Origin of the sequence: Streptococcus oralis, from assembly GCF_003943395.1 — a bacterium.
GTDB lineage: Bacteria > Bacillota > Bacilli > Lactobacillales > Streptococcaceae > Streptococcus > Streptococcus oralis_BF.
This window is the reverse complement of sequence record NZ_RJPJ01000001.1, coordinates 244,629-263,879: the sequence shown is the minus strand read 5'-3', so window position 1 is coordinate 263,879 and position 19,251 is coordinate 244,629. Positions and strand designations below refer to the sequence as shown.

Annotated in this window: 15 protein-coding genes; 10 read left to right on the top strand and 5 right to left on the bottom strand. The window is 40.3% G+C overall.

Features of this window, described 5'->3' with window-relative positions:
- From D8802_RS01300 to lacG, 5 genes are all read left to right on the top strand, one after another.
- A partial coding sequence (locus tag D8802_RS01300; protein WP_472725595.1) for a beta/alpha barrel domain-containing protein occupies positions 1–391 on the top strand: 391 nt, incomplete at its 5' end.
- Between the two features lie 239 nt (positions 392–630).
- A complete protein-coding gene (locus D8802_RS01295) occupies positions 631–1,467 on the top strand; it encodes a PRD domain-containing protein (protein WP_125394506.1) in 837 nt (278 codons plus the stop codon).
- Positions 1,468–1,502: 35 nt separating this feature from the next.
- Positions 1,503–1,820, top strand: a complete 318-nt coding sequence (locus tag D8802_RS01290) for a PTS lactose/cellobiose transporter subunit IIA (RefSeq protein ID WP_001078319.1) — start codon at positions 1,503–1,505, stop codon at positions 1,818–1,820.
- Positions 1,820–3,514 carry a lactose-specific PTS transporter subunit EIIC gene (locus tag D8802_RS01285; RefSeq protein ID WP_125394505.1) on the top strand — a complete coding sequence of 565 codons (1,695 nt, stop codon included), beginning with the start codon at positions 1,820–1,822 and terminating at the stop codon, positions 3,512–3,514. The genes D8802_RS01290 and D8802_RS01285 overlap by 1 nt, the downstream gene beginning before the upstream one ends.
- A gap of 84 nt (positions 3,515–3,598) precedes the next feature.
- Positions 3,599–5,005, top strand: a complete 1,407-nt coding sequence (lacG, locus tag D8802_RS01280) for a 6-phospho-beta-galactosidase (RefSeq protein WP_125394504.1) — start codon at positions 3,599–3,601, stop codon at positions 5,003–5,005.
- 39 nt (positions 5,006–5,044) lie between these two features.
- Here lacG and D8802_RS01275 read toward each other — a convergent pair whose 3' ends face one another.
- From D8802_RS01275 to nrdH, 5 genes are all read right to left on the bottom strand, one after another.
- Positions 5,045–5,812, bottom strand: coding sequence for a DeoR/GlpR family DNA-binding transcription regulator (locus D8802_RS01275; protein WP_125394503.1), 768 nt, complete (start codon positions 5,810–5,812; stop codon positions 5,045–5,047).
- Between the two features lie 140 nt (positions 5,813–5,952).
- A complete protein-coding gene (gene nrdF, locus D8802_RS01270; protein ID WP_084878187.1) occupies positions 5,953–6,915 on the bottom strand; it encodes a class 1b ribonucleoside-diphosphate reductase subunit beta in 963 nt (320 codons plus the stop codon).
- Between the two features lie 30 nt (positions 6,916–6,945).
- Positions 6,946–7,323, bottom strand: a complete 378-nt coding sequence (locus D8802_RS01265; protein ID WP_125394502.1) for a hypothetical protein — start codon at positions 7,321–7,323, stop codon at positions 6,946–6,948.
- Between the two features lie 21 nt (positions 7,324–7,344).
- On the bottom strand, positions 7,345–9,504 hold the full coding sequence (gene nrdE / locus D8802_RS01260; protein WP_125394501.1) for a class 1b ribonucleoside-diphosphate reductase subunit alpha: 2,160 nt from the start codon (positions 9,502–9,504) through the stop codon (positions 7,345–7,347).
- 80 nt (positions 9,505–9,584) lie between these two features.
- Positions 9,585–9,803 carry a glutaredoxin-like protein NrdH gene (gene nrdH / locus D8802_RS01255; RefSeq protein WP_000259241.1) on the bottom strand — a complete coding sequence of 73 codons (219 nt, stop codon included), beginning with the start codon at positions 9,801–9,803 and terminating at the stop codon, positions 9,585–9,587.
- A gap of 360 nt (positions 9,804–10,163) precedes the next feature.
- Between nrdH and D8802_RS01250 the strand changes: the two genes are divergently transcribed.
- The 5 genes from D8802_RS01250 (at position 10,164) to D8802_RS01230 (ending at position 19,236) form a co-directional block, all read left to right on the top strand.
- Positions 10,164–10,427 (top strand): phosphocarrier protein HPr, encoded by a 264-nt coding sequence (locus D8802_RS01250; RefSeq protein WP_000146947.1) that lies wholly within the window; start codon positions 10,164–10,166, stop codon positions 10,425–10,427.
- A gap of 4 nt (positions 10,428–10,431) precedes the next feature.
- Positions 10,432–12,165: a phosphoenolpyruvate--protein phosphotransferase gene (ptsP, locus tag D8802_RS01245; RefSeq protein ID WP_125394500.1), complete on the top strand. Its 1,734-nt coding sequence runs from the start codon at positions 10,432–10,434 to the stop codon at positions 12,163–12,165.
- A 245-nt stretch (positions 12,166–12,410) separates the two neighbouring features.
- A complete protein-coding gene (locus tag D8802_RS01240) occupies positions 12,411–14,945 on the top strand; it encodes a pneumococcal-type histidine triad protein (protein WP_125394499.1) in 2,535 nt (844 codons plus the stop codon).
- 195 nt (positions 14,946–15,140) lie between these two features.
- A complete protein-coding gene (locus D8802_RS01235) occupies positions 15,141–16,058 on the top strand; it encodes a metal ABC transporter solute-binding protein, Zn/Mn family (RefSeq protein ID WP_125394498.1) in 918 nt (305 codons plus the stop codon).
- 13 nt (positions 16,059–16,071) lie between these two features.
- Positions 16,072–19,236 carry a pneumococcal-type histidine triad protein gene (locus D8802_RS01230; RefSeq protein ID WP_398575028.1) on the top strand — a complete coding sequence of 1,055 codons (3,165 nt, stop codon included), beginning with the start codon at positions 16,072–16,074 and terminating at the stop codon, positions 19,234–19,236.
- Positions 19,237–19,251: the final 15 nt, after the last annotated feature.

Below are 19,251 nucleotides of genomic sequence, written 5' to 3'. Positions count from 1 at the left end.
ACGCTTCAACATCGATGTCTTGAAAGTGGAAGTTCCAGTCAATGTCAAATACGTTGAAGGTTTTGGCGAAGGTGAAATCGTGCATACACGTGAAGAAGCAGCAGCTTTCTTCAAAGCACAAGATGAAGCAACGAATCTTCCATACATCTACTTGAGTGCGGGAGTGTCGGCTAAACTCTTCCAAGAAACCCTTGTCTTTGCCCACGAATCAGGCGCAAACTTCAATGGTGTTCTTTGTGGCCGTGCAACTTGGGCTGGATCAGTTGAAGCCTACATCAAAGACGGTGAAGCAGCAGCTCGCGAATGGCTTCGCACAACTGGATTTGAGAACATTGACGAACTCAACAAAGTTCTTCAAACAACAGCGACTTCATGGACTGAACGTGTATAAGTTTTTCCCCCCCTAATCTTAGGAACATTGATCTAAATAAAAATTTTAAAAAAAGTTGAATGTAAAGGTTTACAAAAAAACTTACTTGTGCTATACTTAAATCACAAGTTAATACAAGGTGAGTGTTACTAAGTAATATTAGGCATGATCACAGGTGGATTAGAAATCAAAGGATTTTCTAGTTCATTTGTGGTCATTTTTTGTACTCATATACCTTTAAGAGATAAAAGGAGGTTGACATGTATCGAATTCTAAATCCAATGAATCACAATGTTTCACTTGTCAGAAATGACAAAGGAGAAGAGGTGATTGTAATTGGTAAGGGGATTGTATTTGGGAAAAAGAAGGGGGATTTGATTGCTGAAGATCAAGTTGAGAAAATCTTTCGGATGAAGACAGAAGAGTCCAGGGAAAACTTTATGGCTCTGCTCAAAGATGTTCCGCTTGATTTTATCACAGTGACTTATGAAATCATTGATAAGCTATCAAAGAAATATCATTATCCGATTCAAGAGTATCTCTATGTGACCTTGACAGATCATATTTATTGTTCTTATCAAGCACTAACACAAGGAAGGTACAAGGATAGCAATCTGCCAGATATTTCCACTAAGTATCCTGTCGCTTTTCAAATCGCAAAGGAAGCCTTTGAAATCTATCGTCAGAAGTTGACAGATCATTTCCCTGAGGATGAAATTATTCGGATCGCTTATCATTTCATCAATGCCGAAGGGGAGAATGAAGTTCAAGTGGTTGAGTCGATTGATAAGAGGAAAGAAATTCTCAGGAATGTCGAAGAAGTGCTAAAGGGTTATGCAATTCAACGAACCAAAGTGAATAATCATTTCTATGATCGTTTTATGATTCATTTGAATTATTTCTTGGATTATTTAGACCGTTCCAGAGATGATAATCAATCGCTTCTAGATATGGAAGACCATATCAAGCAATCCTATCCAAAGGCATTTGAGGTCGGCTCCAAGATCTATGATGTGATTACGCAACATACGGGTCTTGATTTATATAAAAGTGAACGAGTTTATCTAGTTCTACATATCCAACGTTTATTGTCATAAAAATTTAATTAAAAATACATAAGGAGAATTCTATCATGAATAGAGAAGAAGTAACATTGTTAGGTTTTGAAATCGTAGCCTATGCTGGCGATGCTCGATCAAAACTATTGGAAGCTTTAAAGGCTGCTGAAGCTGGTGATTTTGCGAAAGCGGATAGCTTAGTTGAGGAAGCTGGTGGCTGTATCGCCGAGGCTCACCACGCGCAAACAAGTCTATTGACCAAGGAAGCAGCTGGTGAGGATTTGGCTTATAGTGTGACCATGATGCATGGTCAGGATCACTTGATGACAACTATCTTGTTAAAAGACTTGATGCACCATTTAATCGAACTCTACAAGAGAGGAGTTAAGTAATGAACAAACTAATTTCATTTATCGAGAAAGGAAAACCTTTCTTTGAGAAATTATCTCGTAATATCTATCTTCGTGCTATTCGTGATGGTTTCATTGCAGGGATGCCAGTTATTCTCTTCTCAAGTATCTTTATCTTGATTGCCTTTGTACCAAACTCATGGGGATTTAAATGGTCTGACGAAGTTGTAGCCTTTCTAATGAAACCTTACAGCTATTCAATGGGAATTCTGGCTCTCTTGGTAGCTGGTACAACAGCTAAATCTTTGACGGACTCAGTCAACCGAAGTATGGAGAAAACCAACCAAATCAACTATATGTCAACACTTTTGGCAGCGATTGTTGGTTTGTTGATGTTAGCAGCTGATCCGATTGAAGGTGGATTTGCGACAGGTTTCCTTGGGACAAAAGGGTTGCTTTCAGCCTTTCTTGCTGCCTTTGTAACCGTAGCAATCTATAAGGTTTGTGTTAAGAACAACGTCACTATTCGCATGCCTGACGAAGTTCCACCCAATATCTCGCAAGTCTTTAAAGATGTAATTCCATTCACTCTATCTGTTGTTTCTCTTTACGTCCTTGATTTACTAGCTCGTCAATTTGTTGGAGCCAGCGTTGCAGAATCAATTGGTAAATTCTTTGCACCATTATTCTCTGCTGCTGATGGTTATCTAGGTATTACCATTATCTTTGGTGCCTTTGCCTTCTTCTGGTTTGTTGGTATCCACGGTCCTTCAATCGTCGAGCCAGCAATCGCAGCTATTACCTATGCAAATGCCGAAGTCAACTTGAACCTTCTCCAACAAGGTATGCACGCTGACAAGATTCTTACTTCAGGTACACAAATGTTTATCGTTACCATGGGTGGTACGGGTGCGACACTGGTTGTCCCATTCATGTTCATGTGGTTGGCCAAATCGAAACGTAACCGTGCAATCGGACGTGCGTCTGTTGTTCCAACTTTCTTTGGTGTAAATGAACCAATCTTGTTTGGTGCACCGCTTGTATTGAACCCAATCTTCTTTATTCCTTTCATCTTTGCGCCAATTGCCAACGTATGGATCTTTAAATTCTTCATTGAGACGCTTGGCATGAACTCATTTACAGCCAACCTTCCTTGGACAACACCAGGTCCGCTCGGTATTGTTCTCGGTACAAACTTCCAAGTTCTATCGTTCATTCTTGCTACCCTTCTAATTGTTGTTGACATTGTCATTTACTATCCATTCCTTAAAGTCTATGATGAACAAATCCTTGAAGAAGAGCGTTCTGGTAAAGTTAATGATGAATTAAAAGAAAAAGTAGCAGCAAACTTCAATACTGCCAAAGCGGATGCTATTCTTGAAAAAGCAGGTGTAGAAGCAGCTCAAAATACAATCACTGAGGAAACAAATGTTCTCGTCCTCTGTGCAGGTGGAGGAACAAGTGGTCTCCTTGCAAATGCTTTAAATAAAGCAGCAGAAGAATATAAAGTTCCTGTCAAGGCAGCAGCTGGTGGCTATGGAGCTCACCGTGAAATGCTGCCAGAGTTTGATCTTGTTATCCTCGCTCCTCAAGTAGCTTCAAACTTTGAAGACATGAAGGCCGAAACCGACAAACTTGGTATCAAACTTGCCAAGACAGAAGGTGCTCAATACATCAAACTAACTCGTGATGGAAAAGGCGCTCTTGCCTTTGTACAAGCGCAGTTCGAAGAATAAATGGTAAATAGTAAAGAAGTGAGATGGAGGAACTCCTCCCAACTATATCTCCATCTCATTTCTATTTCTTGAAAGGTGAATCAAATGACAAAAACACTTCCAAAAGACTTTATTTTTGGTGGGGCAACAGCAGCCTACCAAGCAGAAGGTGCTACACATACTGATGGTAAAGGGCCAGTTGCCTGGGACAAATACCTCAAAGATAACTACTGGTACACTGCTGAGCCAGCCAGTGATTTCTACCACAAATACCCAGTTGACCTCAAACTTGCAGAAGAGTATGGTGTCAATGGTATCCGTATTTCAATCGCTTGGTCACGTATCTTTCCAACTGGTTACGGGAAAGTCAATGCCAAGGGAGTTGAGTTCTATCACAAGTTGTTTGCAGAATGTCACAAACGGCATGTTGAGCCCTTCGTGACCCTCCATCACTTTGATACGCCAGAAGCACTTCATTCAAACGGAGATTTCCTGAATAGAGAAAACATTGATCACTTTGTGGATTATGCGGCCTTCTGTTTTGAAGAATTTCCTGAAGTTAACTTTTGGACAACCTTTAATGAAATTGGGCCGATAGGAGACGGCCAGTATTTGGTTGGGAAATTTCCACCAGGTATCCAGTACGACCTTGCCAAAGTCTTCCAATCTCATCACAATATGATGGTGTCGCATGCGCGTGCAGTAAAACTTTTCAAGGATAAGGGATACAAGGGTGAAATTGGTGTGGTTCATGCCCTGCCTACTAAGTATTCTCTGGATCCAGATAACCCAGCAGATGTTCGTGCAGCTGAGTTAGAAGATATCATTCACAATAAATTTATCCTAGATGCGACCTATCTAGGTCGATATTCCATAGAAACCATGGAAGGTGTCAACCATATTTTAGCAGTCAATGGTGGAAGCTTAGATTTGCGTGAAGAAGACTTCGTAGTCCTAGAAGCTGCAAAAGACCTGAATGACTTCCTTGGAATTAACTACTACATGAGTGATTGGATGCAAGCCTTTGATGGCGAAACAGAAATCATTCATAACGGTAAGGGTGAAAAAGGAAGCTCTAAGTATCAGATTAAGGGAGTTGGACGTCGAGTGGCGCCTGACTATGTCCCACGTACGGACTGGGACTGGATTATCTATCCTCAAGGTTTGTATGATCAAATCATGCGCGTGAAGAAAGATTACCCAAATTACAAGAAAATCTACATCACTGAGAATGGTCTCGGATACAAAGATGAGTTTGTGGATGGGACAGTCTACGATGATGGACGGATTGATTATGTTAAGAAACATATGGAAGTGATTGCAGATGCAATCTCTGATGGAGCTAATGTAAAAGGTTACTTCATTTGGTCATTGATGGACGTCTTCTCATGGTCAAACGGTTATGAAAAACGTTACGGTCTCTTCTATGTAGACTTTGAAACTCAAGAACGTTATCCTAAGAAATCAGCTCACTGGTATAAGAAACTAGCTGAGACACAACTTATTGAATAAAATTCAACAAAAATTCCCCACCAAAAGGTAGGGGAATTTTTATGGTTTTGATAAAAGAATGGTTGTTTGTTTCGACAGATCTTCAAATGTCTCCTGACTCAGTTTGGAATCTGAAACGATGGTATCAATCTCTGAGATATTGTAAAAAGTGTAAAAATCAAACTTATTAAACTTACTGTGGTCTGCCAGTAAGTATTTTTTATTGGCATTGTTCAAGGCGATTCGTTGTACCTCGCCCTCTTCTTCACTGAAAGTAGCAATTGCCTTATCCTTAATACCATTACAACTTACAAAAGCTTTAGAAAACTGAAGATTGGCCAAATCCTGTAAGGTAAGTGTCCCTACAAAAGCACCAGTGATAGAGCGATAGTTTCCACCAATCAAGATCAAATCTGTTAGTTTTCGTTCGTTTAGGATGAGAAAAACTGGAAGACTGTTTGTTACAACACGAATGTTATCAATAGGGAGCTCACGAGCAAAGCACTCCAAGGTTGTTCCTGGCCCGATGAAAATAGTTTCACCTTCGTCAATCAAATGACCGGCAAAACGACTGATTTCTTGTTTTTCAGCAATCTGCAAGCCTTGTTTTTCAACGTTTGAGCGTTCGTTGTTTAAGAGAGAACCTGTACGAAGTTTTTCAGCACCACCATGCACACGAACAAGCAAATCCTTATCTGCTAGTTCTTGCAAATAGCGGCGAGCCGTCATATCTGACACATCAAGATTCTCCATAATCTCTTTTACAGTAATAGTGCCTTTTGTGTTTACTGCTTCTAGAATACTATCTAGTTTTTCTTGCTTTAGCATCCTTATCACCTCGATTTCTACTATTATTATCTTACCATAAAACGCTCAATCAATCAAATAGAAAAAGAACAAAATAAAACAAAAACAAAAATATCATAGTTTATTTAAACAAACCATGATATTTTGAATGATTGGTCAAATTAGTCTAAACCGTAGTTGTAATCCTCGTCTTGCATGGCTTCAACTTCACCAAGAAGGTAACCATTTCCGACTTGAGAGAAGAAGTCGTGGTTAGAAGTTCCTGTTGAAATACCGTTCATGACGATAGGATTGACATCATCAGCTGAATCTGGGAAGAGTGGATCTTGTCCTAGGTTCATAAGGGCCTTATTGGCATTGTAGCGAAGGAAGGTTTTAACCTCTTCGGTCCAACCAACACCGTCATAGAGGCTTTCTGTATAGCCCTCTTCGTTCTCGTAGAGAGTGTAGAGCAGGTCGTACATCCATTCTTTGAGCTTTTCTTGCTCTTCTTCAGGTAATTCATTGAAACCAAGTTGGAATTTGTAACCAATGTAGGTTCCGTGAACAGACTCATCACGAATGATCAGTTTGATGATTTCCGCAACGTTGGCCAGTTTGTTGTTACCGAGATAGTAGAGGGGCGTAAAGAAACCAGAGTAGAAGAGGAAGGTTTCAAGGAAAACGCTGGCAACTTTCTTTTCTAGCGGGCTACCATTGAGGTAGATTTCATTGATAATTTCCGCTTTTCTTTGTAGGTAGGGGTTAGTGTTGGTCCATTCAAAGATTTCTTCGATTTCGGCCTTGGTATTCAAGGTAGAAAAGATAGAAGAGTAAGATTTTGCGTGGACAGATTCCATAAACTGGATGTTGTTGAAAACAGCTTCCTCATGCGGTGTACGGATGTCTGAGCGAAGTGCTTGAACCCCTGTTTCAGATTGCATGGTATCCAAAAGGGTCAAACCACCAAAGACTTTTCCAACCAAGTCTTTTTCTTTGTTTGATAGTTTTCTCCAGTCGTCTAGGTCATTTGACAAGGGGATACGCGTATCGAGCCAGAATTGCTCCGTCAGCTTTTCCCAAGTTGATTTGTCGATGACATCTTCGATGGCATTCCAGTTAATGGCTTTGTAGTAAGTTTGCATTTTGTAAAAATCCTTTTGAATTAATCATTCTTAGTGGCTATCTAAAAGTTCTTTCATAGAATTGTTATATTCTTCGTCAATATCGTCTGTACTTTGATTGTTTTCTTTTCTAATTTGTACTTCGGTTAAATACTCATCCGTTTTTTGTTGAATCTTTTGTTCATCTTCGTCGTTTGGTGAGTTTATATTTTTGCTAGTTTGAAGTTTAGAAAGGAAATGTTTAAATAGTTTTTGAAAACTGAGAGTAGTTATTGTACCTAGAAAACTTCCGATACCAATAAGTATTACTGCCATAGAGGCAGCTGCTTTTTTGGGTCCTCCCCATAACTTTGTCAGTTGGGCCATTCTGGCATAATCCCACTTAACTTCTTTTATAATTTTAATAGAATCTAAAATTAAATTTTTCATATTAATTGCCTTAGACTAAAACTAAATCACACAGCTTTCACATTGGTTAGCACCGACTTCCCCACCGTCGTCTGTAAAGGTACGGACGTAGTAGATAGACTTGATACCCTTGTTAAAGGCATAGTTACGAAGAATAGACAAGTCACGTGTCGTTTGTTTGTTTTCTTTCTTCCATTCGTAAAGTCCTTTTGGAATGTCACTACGCATGAAGAGGGTAAGTGAAAGTCCTTGGTCCACGTGCTCAGTCGCAGCAGCGTAAACATCGATCACCTTACGCATATCCATATCGTAAGCAGAAGTGTAGTAAGGAATGGTTTCTGTTGACAAGCCAGCAGCAGGGTAGTAGATTTTACCGATTTTCTTCTCTTGACGTTCTTCAATACGTTGCGTAATTGGGTGGATAGAGGCAGAAACATCGTTGATGTAGCTGATAGAACCGTTTGGCGCTACAGCAAGGCGGTTTTGGTGGTAAAGACCCTCTGCTTGAACCTTGTCGCGAAGTTTAGCCCAGTCAGCAGCACTTGGGATAAAGACATCTTTGAAGAGTTCTTTAACACGTTCTGATTTTGGAAGGAATTCGCCTGTAATATACTTGTCAAAGTAGCTTCCGTTAGCATAGTCTGATTTTTCAAAGTTGTGGAAGGTAATACCACGTTCACGCGCGATATTGTTTGACTCAACCAAAGTCCAGTAGTTCATAAGCATAAAGTATATGCTTGTAAACTCAACAGACTCAGGTGATCCATATTCAATCAGTTGTTGGGCAAGGTAGCTATGAAGTCCCATGGCACCAAGACCAAAGGTATGAGCTTGGCTATTTCCATGGTCAATAGTAGGTACAGCTACGATGTGTGAACTATCTGTAACGAAAGTAAGGGCGCGAACCATAGCACGGATAGAACGACCAAAGTCAGGTGAAGTCATCATGTTGACCACGTTGGTTGAACCAAGGTTACATGAAACGTCTGTTCCCATTTGAAGGAATTCTTGAGCATCGTTGATCAAGCTTGGTTTTTGGACTTGAAGAATCTCAGAACACAAGTTACTCATGATAATCTTTCCATCAACAGGATTTGCACGGTTAGCCGTATCAATGTTGACGACATAAGGGTAGCCAGATTCTTGTTGCAATTTAGAAATTTCAGTTTCTAAATCACGCGCTTTGATTTTTGTTTTGCGGATGTTTGGATTTGCGACCAATTCATCGTATTTTTCAGTGATGTCGATATAGTTGAATGGTACACCATATTCAAGTTCTACAGAATATGGGCTGAAGAGGTACATTTCTTCATTTTTACGTGCTAATTCGTAGAATTTATCGGGCACCACAACACCAAGTGAAAGGGTCTTAACACGAACTTTTTCATCGGCATTTTCTTTCTTAGTTGAAAGGAAGGCGATAATATCTGGGTGGAAGACGTTGAGGTAGACAACACCAGCACCTTGACGTTGCCCCAATTGGTTAGAGTAAGAGAAGCTGTCTTCAAAGAGTTTCATAACTGGAACGACACCAGAAGCAGCTCCTTCATAACCCTTGATAGGAGCCCCAGCTTCACGAAGGTTGCTGAGTGAAATTCCCACACCTCCACCGATACGCGAAAGTTGAAGAGCAGAGTTGATAGAACGTCCGATAGAGTTCATGTCATCAGTCACTTGGATCAAGAAGCAAGATACCAACTCCCCACGACGAGCACGACCAGCATTTAAGAAGGAAGGAGTAGCAGGTTGGTAGCGTTGGTGGATGATTTCATTGGCAATATCGGTCGCGATCGCTTCATCACCGTCAGCAAAATATAGTGCGTTAAAGAAGACGCGGTCTTCCATGCTTTCAAGATAGTATTCCCCGTCGTTAGTCTTCAAGGCATACTGGTTGTAAAACTTATAGGCAGCCATGAATGATTTGAATTGGAAGTTTTGGTCCTTGATAAATTGATGCAATTCTTCCAAAAACTCTGGACGGTATTTCTTGATAAAGGCCGTTTCGATGTAGTTGTGCTCAATGAGGTAGTTGATCTTATCAGTGATTGAATCAAAAACCATGGTATTTGGAACTACATTTTCCTTAAAGAAAGCATCCAAGGCTTCTTTATCTTTATGAAGCATGATTTGTCCATTAACAGGACGGTTGATTTCGTTATTGAGACGGAAGTAAGTTACGTCCTCAAGATGTTTTAATCCCATAAAATTTCCCTTATCTAATTACAAAAGAAAGGCCTCTAAGTTAGCCCTAGAAGCAGTTTCTTCTGGATGATGTACTAAGATTATGCTAATTGTTTCAGTTTTCCTGGTTGGAAGCCTGAAAAGACTTCAGTTGGTGTTTGGATAACAGGAGCAGCGCTGAAACCAAGCTCTTTAACTTGATCGACATACTCAGGTTGCTCATCGAGATTGATCTCACGATAAGCGACATTGTTGCTATCTAAGAAACGTTTGGTCATTTTACATTGTACACAATTATTTTTAGAATAAACCGTTACCATTTTCGTAACTCCTCATAAAATTTGATTACTTTCTTAGTATATCAGAAAAAAAAACTTTGTCAAACTTTTTAAACTAAATCTTGTGCCTAAAAGTTACGGTTTTAAAAATCAAATACAAGATATAGTGGTTTCGAAAACATAAACCTTAACTTTCATTGAACTATCAAAGTTTATTAAAACAAAAAAACTATATCCTGTATGTTGGTAATTTATATAGAAGATTTTCAGCAAGTTATCTGAAAGGAAATTGAAGAAAGTCCATAAAACACTTGAAAAATTATCTTGAAGGTGATATAATACACTATTGTAAGGGTTATCACTTATAACTCAAATAGAAAACACTTAAAGGAGAGTCAAACTATGGCTTCTAAAGATTTCCACGTAGTGGCAGAAACAGGTATTCACGCACGTCCAGCAACATTGTTGGTTCAAACAGCTAGCAAATTTGCTTCAGATATCACTCTTGAGTACAAAGGTAAATCAGTAAACCTTAAATCTATCATGGGTGTTATGAGTCTTGGTGTTGGCCAAGGTGCTGACGTTACAATTTCAGCTGAAGGTGCAGATGCTGACGATGCAATCGCTGCTATCTCAGAAACAATGGAAAAAGAAGGATTGGCATAAGGAAATGACAGAAATGCTTAAAGGAATCGCAGCGTCAGATGGTGTTGCAGTTGCTAAAGCATATCTACTCGTTCAACCGGATTTGTCATTCGAGACTGTTACAGTCGAAGATACAAACGCAGAAGAAGCTCGCCTTGATGCCGCTTTACAAGCATCACAAGACGAGCTTTCTGTTATCCGTGAGAAAGCAGTAGGTACGCTAGGGGAAGAAGCTGCTCAAGTTTTTGACGCTCACTTAATGGTGCTTGCTGATCCTGAAATGATCAGCCAAATTAAAGAAACTATCCGTGCTAAGAAAGTGAATGCAGAAGCAGGTCTGAAAGAAGTTACAGACATGTTTATCACTATCTTTGAGGGTATGGAAGACAACCCTTACATGCAAGAACGTGCAGCGGATATCCGCGACGTGACAAAACGTGTATTGGCCCACCTCCTTGGTAAAAAATTGCCAAACCCAGCTTCTATCAATGAAGAAGTGATCGTAATCGCGCATGACTTGACTCCTTCTGATACAGCTCAATTGGACAAAAACTTTGTTAAAGCTTTTGTAACAAACATTGGTGGACGTACAAGCCACTCAGCTATCATGGCACGTACACTTGAAATTGCAGCAGTATTGGGTACAAACAACATCACTGAAATCGTTAAAGACGGTGACATTCTTGCCGTTAACGGTATCACAGGTGAGGTTATTATCAACCCAACTGATGAGCAAGCAGCAGAATTCAAGGCTGCTGGTGAAGCGTATGCGAAGCAAAAAGCTGAATGGGCGCTCTTGAAAGACGCTAAAACAGTAACTGCTGATGGTAAACACTTTGAATTGGCTGCCAACATTGGTACTCCAAAAGACGTTGAAGGTGTCAATGACAATGGCGCTGAAGCTGTTGGCCTTTACCGTACAGAGTTCTTGTACATGGATTCTCAAGACTTCCCAACAGAAGATGAGCAGTACGAAGCTTACAAGGCTGTACTTGAAGGAATGAACGGTAAACCTGTTGTCGTTCGTACAATGGATATCGGTGGAGATAAGGAACTTCCTTACTTCGATATGCCTCACGAAATGAACCCATTCCTTGGATTCCGTGCCCTTCGTATCTCTATCTCTGAGACTGGAGATGCTATGTTCCGCACTCAAATCCGTGCCCTTCTTCGTGCGTCTGTTCACGGTCAATTGCGTATCATGTTCCCAATGGTTGCGCTCTTGAAAGAATTCCGTGCAGCGAAAGCAGTCTTTGACGAAGAAAAAGCAAACCTTCTTGCTGAAGGAGTTGCAGTTGCGGATAATATCCAAGTTGGTATCATGATCGAAATCCCAGCAGCAGCCATGCTTGCAGACCAATTTGCTAAAGAAGTTGACTTCTTCTCAATTGGTACAAACGACTTGATCCAATACACAATGGCAGCAGACCGTATGAACGAGCAAGTTTCATACCTTTACCAACCATACAACCCATCAATCCTACGTTTGATCAATAACGTTATCAAAGCAGCTCACGCTGAAGGTAAATGGGCTGGTATGTGTGGTGAGATGGCTGGTGACCAACAAGCTGTTCCACTTCTTGTCGGAATGGGCTTGGATGAGTTCTCTATGTCAGCAACATCTGTTCTTCGTACACGTAGCTTGATGAAGAAACTCGACACAGCTAAGATGGAAGAGTACGCAAATCGTGCCCTTACAGAATGCTCAACAATGGAAGAAGTTCTTGAACTTCAAAAAGACTACGTTAATTTTGATTAATCAGAAAGTCCTTGCAACTGTGTTGCAGGGATTTTTTTTTAAGAATTTTCAAGATAATTTTTCTTATATAAACTCCAATCTTGAAAAAGTAGCAGTGAAGAATAAAAAATACTTAACTGGTTCATAAAATTCTTGACAAGTTGCAAATTTAAGAGTAAACTATTAACCAGTTAAGTAATAGAGAGGAGTATCTGCAATTTAGAAATGAATTGCAACTAGAAATATAAAAAAGAAAGAGAGTTTCGATGAAAATTAATAAAAAATACCTTGCTGGTTCTGCAGCAGCTTTGATGTTAAGTGTTTGCTCTTACGAGTTGGGACTGTATCAAGCTAGAATGGTCAAGGAAAATAACCGTGTGTCTTATGTTGATGGGAACCAAGCAGCACAAAAAACGGAAAATCTAACTCCTGATGAGGTTAGTAAAAAAGAAGGTATCAATGCCGAACAAATCGTCATTAAGATAACTGATCAGGGCTATGTCACTTCACACGGCGATCACTATCATTATTACAATGGTAAGGTTCCTTACGACGCTATCATCAGTGAAGAGTTGCTGATGAAGGATCCAAACTACCAGCTCAAGGACGAGGATATTATCAGTGAAATCAAGGGTGGTTATGTTATCAAGGTAGATGGAAAATACTATGTTTACCTTAAGGATGCGGCCCATGCAGATAATGTCCGTACGAAAGAAGAAATCAATCGACAAAAACAAGAGCATAGTCAGCATCGTGAAGGAGGAACTTCAGCAAACGATAGCGCTGTTGCTTTGGCACGTTCACAGGGACGCTACACCACAGATGATGGTTACATCTTTAATGCATCCGATATCATTGAAGATACTGGTGATGCTTATATTGTTCCTCATGGCGACCATTACCACTACATTCCTAAGAGCGAGTTATCAGCCAGCGAATTAGCTGCTGCAGAAGCCTTTCTATCTGGTAGAAGTAGCCAATCAAACACGGCTACTTATCGCCGTACCAATAACAACAATAGTAACGATGTAAATAGATGGATCCCATCCTATAATAATCAAGGCAGTAGCTATACGAACAGGAACACATCTAACAACAGTAGCGACGATAGCCAAGCAAGTCAAAGTGATGAGGATATAGATAGTCTTCTGAAACAACTTTATGCCTTGCCACTCAGTCAACGACATGTGGAATCAGATGGGCTTGTCTTTGATCCAGCGCAGATTACAAGTCGAACAGCCAGAGGAGTTGCAGTGCCTCATGGGAACCATTACCATTTCATCCCTTATTCACAGATGTCTGAATTGGAAGAACGAATCGCTCGTATCATCCCACCTCGCTATCGTTCGAATCATTGGGTGCCGGATTCAAGACCAGCAGAACCAAGTCCACAACAGACTCCGGAACCTAGTCCAAGCCCGCAACCTGCACCAAATCCTCAACCATCTCCAAGTAATCCCATTGACGAAAAATTGGTTAAACAAGCGGTTCGAAAAGTAGCTGATGGCTATGTATTTGAGGAGAATGGAACCTCTCGTTATATTCCTGCCAAGGAACTTTCAGTAGAAACTGCTGCAGCCATTGATAGTAAACTGGCCAAGCAAGAAAGTTTGTCTCATAAACTCGAAGCTAAGAAAACCAACCTCCCATCTGCTAATCGAGGATTTTACAATAAGGCTTATGATTTACTAGCAACAGTTCATCAAGACTTACTTAATAATAAAGGGCGCCAAGCTGATTTTGACACTTTGGATAAACTGTTGGAACGACTCAACGATGCCTCAAGTGATAAAGTCAAGTTGGTGGATGATATTCTGGCCTTCCTAGCGCCGATTCGTCATCCAGAACGTCTAGGAAAATCAAATGCGCAATTTGCCTACACTGATGATGAGATTCAAATAGCCAAGTTGGCAGGCAAGTATACAACAGAAGATGGCTATATCTTTGATCCTCGTGATATCACCAGTGATGAGGGGGATGCCTATGTAACTCCACATATGACCCATAGCCATTGGATTAAAAAAGATAGTTTGTCTGAAGCCGAAAGAGCGGCAGCCCAGGCTTATGCTAAAGAGAAAGGTTTGACCCCTCCTTCAACAGACCATCAGTATCCAGGAAATACAGAGGCTAAAGGAGCAGAAGCAATCTACAACCGCGTGAAAGCAGCTAAGAAAGTGCCCCTTGATCGTATTCCATATAATCTCCAACATATTGTGGAAGTCAAAAACGGTAGTTTAATCATTCCTCATTATGATCATTATCATAACATCAAATTTGAGTGGTTTGACGAAGGACTTTATGAGGCACCTAAAGGATATACTCTTGAGGATCTCTTTGCGACTGTCAAGTACTATGTCGAACATCCAAACGAACGTCCGCATTCAGATAGTGGTTGGGGAAATGCAAGTGACCATGTTCAAAGAAACCAAAATGGCCAAGCTGATACCAATCAAACGGAAAAACCATCACAGGAGAAACCTCGGACAGACAAACCTGAGGAAGAAAAGCCACGCGAAGAGAAACCGCAGAGTGAGAAACCAGAGTCTCCAAAACCAACTGAGGAACCTGAGGAAGAATCACCAGAGGAGCCAGAAGAAACTCAGGTTGAGACTGAAAAGGTTGAAGCGAAGTTGAGAGAGGCTGAAGATTTACTTGCAAAAATCCAGGATCCAATTATCAAGTCTAATGCCAAAGAAACTCTCACAGGATTAAAAAATAACCTGCTATTTGGCGCTCAGGGCAACAATACTATTATGGCAGAAGTTCAAAAGCTGTTGGCATTGCTAAAGGAGAGTAACTAAACCTACCCCAATTTTCTAACTCCTAAAAACAGGATAGGAGAGCTAGAAAAGATAAAATCGAAAATGAGAGCAGAATGTGAGTTCTAGTTCTCATTTTTTTCATGGAAATGTGCAAAATAACTTGACATATAGTGTAAATAAAGATAAACTATTTACTAGTTAATTAAATGGTTAAATACTAGTTAAGGAGTAATGATGAAAAAAAGAACAATCCTATTATTGATGGCCAGTTTGTTGGCTCTTGTCTTAGGAGCATGTAGTCAAAAAGAAAAACAAGAAGCAAAAGGGATGAAGATTGTCACAAGTTTTTACCCAGTCTATGCCATGGTCAAAGAGGTTTCAGGTGACTTGAATGATGTTCGGATGATTCAGTCAAGTAGTGGAATTCACTCATATGAACCTTCAGCGAATGACATTGCTGCTATTTATGACGCGGATGTATTTGTCTACCACTCGCATACACTGGAGTCTTGGGCGGGAAGTCTGGATCCAAATTTGAAAAAATCAAAAGTTAAAGTTTTAGAAGCCTCTGAAGGGATGACCTTGGAGCGTGTACCAGGCTTGGAAGATGTAGAAGCTGGTGATGGTATTGATGAAAAAACACTCTACGACCCGCACACTTGGTTAGATCCAGAAAAAGCAGGCGAAGAAGCGCAGATTATTGCAGACAAACTTTCGGAGATTGATGGTGCTAATAAGGAAACGTATCAAAAGAATGCCAAAAACTTTATTGCTAAAGCCCAAGAATTAAGCAAGAAATACCAGCCAATTTTTGCAAAAGCGAGTCAAAAGACTTTTGTTACACAACATACTGCCTTTTCTTATCTCGCTAAACGCTTTGGATTGAAACAGCTTGGAATTGCTGGTATCTCCCCTGAACAAGAGCCAAGTCCGAGACAGTTGACAGAAATCCAAGAATTTGTTAAGACCTATAAAGTTAAGACGATTTTTACAGAAAGTAACGCTTCTTCTAAAGTCGCTGAGACCTTGGTCAAATCAACGGGAGTTAGTCTAAAGACACTCAATCCTTTAGAAGCAGATCCTGAAAATGATAAAACATACTTAGAAAATCTAGAAGAAAATATGAATGTTCTTGCAGAAGAATTAAAATGAGGAGATGATGAAAATGAAGAAGAAATACCTTGCAGCAGGATCGGCTCTAGTCCTTTCCCTAAGCCTTTGCATCTATGCATTGAACCAACACCAGGTCGAAGGAAACAAAGATAATAATCGTGTGTCTTATGTCAATGGGAAGCAAGACTCTCAAAAAACAGAGACCCAGATACCAGATCAAGTTAGCAAAAAAGAAGATATTCAGGCAGAACAAATTGTTGTGAAAATTACCGATCAAGGTTATGTGACTTCACACGGTGATCATTTCCATTATTACAATGGTAAAGTTCCTTTTGACGCGATTTTCAGCGAAGAACTGTTGATGAAAGATGCTAATTATCAACTGAAAGATGCTGACATTGTCAACGAAATCAAAGGTGGCTACATTATCAAGGTTGATGGTAAGTATTATGTCTACATTAAAGATGCGGCTCATGCTGATAATATTCGTACGAAGGACGAAATTGAGCGTCAAAAACAAGGTCACACTCATGATGCACCAACCTCTAACAGTGCAGTGGCGCTTGCTCAATCGCAAGGACGCTATACTACCGATGATGGATACATCTTTAATCCATCTGATATTATAGAGGATACTGGTGATGCTTATATCGTTCCTCACGGTGGACATTACCACTACATTCCAAAGAGTTCCTTGTCTGCTAGCGAATTAGCTGCTGCTCAAGCTTACCTTTCTGGAACTAGAAACCAACCGACTGTGACGGACTATCGTTCTCAATCTAATGAAAATAATAAAAATGCAACTATTTCTCAAGGAGATCAGGGAGAGGATATCCAAAATCTTCTAGGTCAACTCTATGCACTTCCGCGTGATCAACGATATACAGAGTCAGATGGTGTCATCTTCGATCCAACTAAAATTATTAGTAGAACCGCAAATGGAGTAGCGATTCCGCACGGAAATCACTATCATTTTATTCCCTATACAAAACTCTCTGCATTAGAAGAAAAGATTGCGCGTATGATTCAGTTGAGTGATAGTAATTCTACGTTTTCTCCATCTGTAAAGACAACTAAAGTCGATCAGATGCTTTCGATTCCACTGTTTAACAGAGGAGCAGAAAATCATTCTACAAATACAGGAACTTACTCAACAGATGATGGTTATGTCTTTAATCCAAATGATATAGTGGAAGATACTGGGAACGCCTATATTGTGAGACACGGGAATCATTTCCATTACATCCCTAAGTCATCACTTACAACTGGACCTCAATCCTTGACAAATAATACCACAAGGCCTGTACCAGTAGCTCCTTCACATCATGATGAAGATCATGATCACGGCTTTGCAGCTGACCGAGTCATTAGTGAGGATGACAAAGGTTTTGTGATGTCTCACGGAGATCATAATCATTATTTCTTTAAGAAGGACTTAACTGAAGCCCAAATTAAAGCTGCCCAAGACCACTTGAAGGAAAATCATCAGGCTGAACCTGTTCAACCACTTGCCAAGACTGTGGAAAGTTTCTCAAGAGATGCTAGCGATGAAGAAAAAATCAAGTATATCTCACAGACCTACGGGGTTCCGCTCGAAGCGATTCGTATTTCAAATGGATTCTTTGTCTTTGGAAATCCGGATCAAGCCTATGATCCAACCCATATCCATCCCTATGCTGTTCGAAAAGAACATGTTCGTATTCCTCTCCAAACTGGGAATCCAGAACTGGATTTCCTAAATGAACTGTATACGACTGCCCTACGTGATGGGGTATCTCCTTATAGTTTACAGGTAGAAAGTGGTAGTTTTGTGATTCCTCACGGAGACCACAATCACTACATCAAGGTTCAAACCAAGGGCTATGAAGTTGCTTTGAAAAACAAGATTCCAGCCCTACAATCGACCTATCAACCTGGAGCATTTGATGAACAAACTGTTCTATCTAAAGTGGATCAACTTTTAGCGGAAAGTAGAAGTTTCTACAAAGACCAACCTATCATGCAGAGACGGGTTGAACTTGCTTTGGGGCAATTCACCGAAAATATGAAAAAACTGGCAACAAACTCAACTGCTGGATATCTAGCAGCCTTGGATCTCTTTGATAAACAGTATATCCATGTGGATCAAAGTGTGGCACCGGTTGAAACTTCACCTTTAGATAAGAAGTATCAAGCCCTTGTAGATAAGATCAATACACTGGATACAGATACTTATGGCTTGCCTAAGAAAGATCTTTTGGTACATTTGCAGGAAGCAAAACTAGCACAGGATGAGACAGAGTTGGATGCGATTGAAGCGAAACTGCAGGCCTTGCAAGATTTCCGAGATCGAACAGGGGTTACAACAGTAGAGTACATCAAGTATTTCTATGAACATGTATCTGATGGTCGTTTGAGAGAAGAACTTCGTAACCGTGTTGCCAAGTTGACATGGGAACTTTACCAGTCACAATCTTTCCTCAAAGCAACCGACTTGAACAAGTTATTCCCAACTATTTACCAAACTAAGCTAGAAGTAGAAGAGGCTCTCAAAGAAGAACCCGTTTCTACAAAAGCTGGTAAGACTATTCTAGATACGGAAAAAGTAGATAGTCAAACTGCTAAGACTGCCATCTATGAATTCCTAAAAGAACTCTACGGTGATTTTATGCCAGAAGAGCGGGTTAGCCATGTTAAGAAGGAAGAAGTGGATGCTCTTCTAACAAAAGCTGCTCAACTCCTAGCGCGTGTCAAAGAAGACGGGGTCAAACAATCCCTAGCTGAAGAAGCAGCTAATATAAAAGCGGCTACTGAAAAGGAAAATGCAGACCTTGACGAAGCTAAAACACAACTTGAGGATCTTTTAAATCGTATTGCAGCGACTATCCAACGAGAGGAAAAAGAAGCAGAACAAGATCCACAAACGGTGATTATATACCAAAAACTCTATAATGTCTTGCTCTCTCTTCACAAGTACTTAGAGGATAACAAAGGATCCGATGCAGACTTTGAACGAGTTGATGCCCTATTTGATCAACTTGCAGCCAAAAGCAGTGATAAAGAAGGTCTCCTCACTCTAGCTAAAGAAATCATTAGCTTGAACCAGGAACTCCGTTCAAAAGCAAGTGAAACTGATAGCCAATCTAAGCCCGAGAAAGACAGTGAAACAGCTACTTCTCAAGCGACAGAAAAGCAAGCGCAAAGCGAGTCTGAGCTAAGTGCTCAACCAAACGAATAAAAAGAAAGGCGAAGT

Excerpts from the sequence above, each read along its gene's own strand:
- D8802_RS01295 (WP_125394506.1), top strand. The coding sequence starts at position 631 with ATGTATCGAATTCTAAATCCAATGAATCACAATGTTTCACTTGTCAGA.
- D8802_RS01290 (WP_001078319.1), top strand. The coding sequence starts at position 1,503 with ATGAATAGAGAAGAAGTAACATTGTTAGGTTTTGAAATCGTAGCCTAT.
- D8802_RS01285 (WP_125394505.1), top strand. The coding sequence starts at position 1,820 with ATGAACAAACTAATTTCATTTATCGAGAAAGGAAAACCTTTCTTTGAG.
- lacG (WP_125394504.1), top strand. The coding sequence starts at position 3,599 with ATGACAAAAACACTTCCAAAAGACTTTATTTTTGGTGGGGCAACAGCA.
- D8802_RS01275 (WP_125394503.1), bottom strand. The coding sequence starts at position 5,812 with ATGCTAAAGCAAGAAAAACTAGATAGTATTCTAGAAGCAGTAAACACA.
- nrdF (WP_084878187.1), bottom strand. The coding sequence starts at position 6,915 with ATGCAAACTTACTACAAAGCCATTAACTGGAATGCCATCGAAGATGTC.
- D8802_RS01265 (WP_125394502.1), bottom strand. The coding sequence starts at position 7,323 with ATGAAAAATTTAATTTTAGATTCTATTAAAATTATAAAAGAAGTTAAG.
- nrdE (WP_125394501.1), bottom strand. The coding sequence starts at position 9,504 with ATGGGATTAAAACATCTTGAGGACGTAACTTACTTCCGTCTCAATAAC.
- nrdH (WP_000259241.1), bottom strand. The coding sequence starts at position 9,803 with ATGGTAACGGTTTATTCTAAAAATAATTGTGTACAATGTAAAATGACC.
- D8802_RS01250 (WP_000146947.1), top strand. The coding sequence starts at position 10,164 with ATGGCTTCTAAAGATTTCCACGTAGTGGCAGAAACAGGTATTCACGCA.
- ptsP (WP_125394500.1), top strand. The coding sequence starts at position 10,432 with ATGACAGAAATGCTTAAAGGAATCGCAGCGTCAGATGGTGTTGCAGTT.
- D8802_RS01240 (WP_125394499.1), top strand. The coding sequence starts at position 12,411 with ATGAAAATTAATAAAAAATACCTTGCTGGTTCTGCAGCAGCTTTGATG.
- D8802_RS01235 (WP_125394498.1), top strand. The coding sequence starts at position 15,141 with ATGAAAAAAAGAACAATCCTATTATTGATGGCCAGTTTGTTGGCTCTT.
- D8802_RS01230 (WP_398575028.1), top strand. The coding sequence starts at position 16,072 with ATGAAGAAGAAATACCTTGCAGCAGGATCGGCTCTAGTCCTTTCCCTA.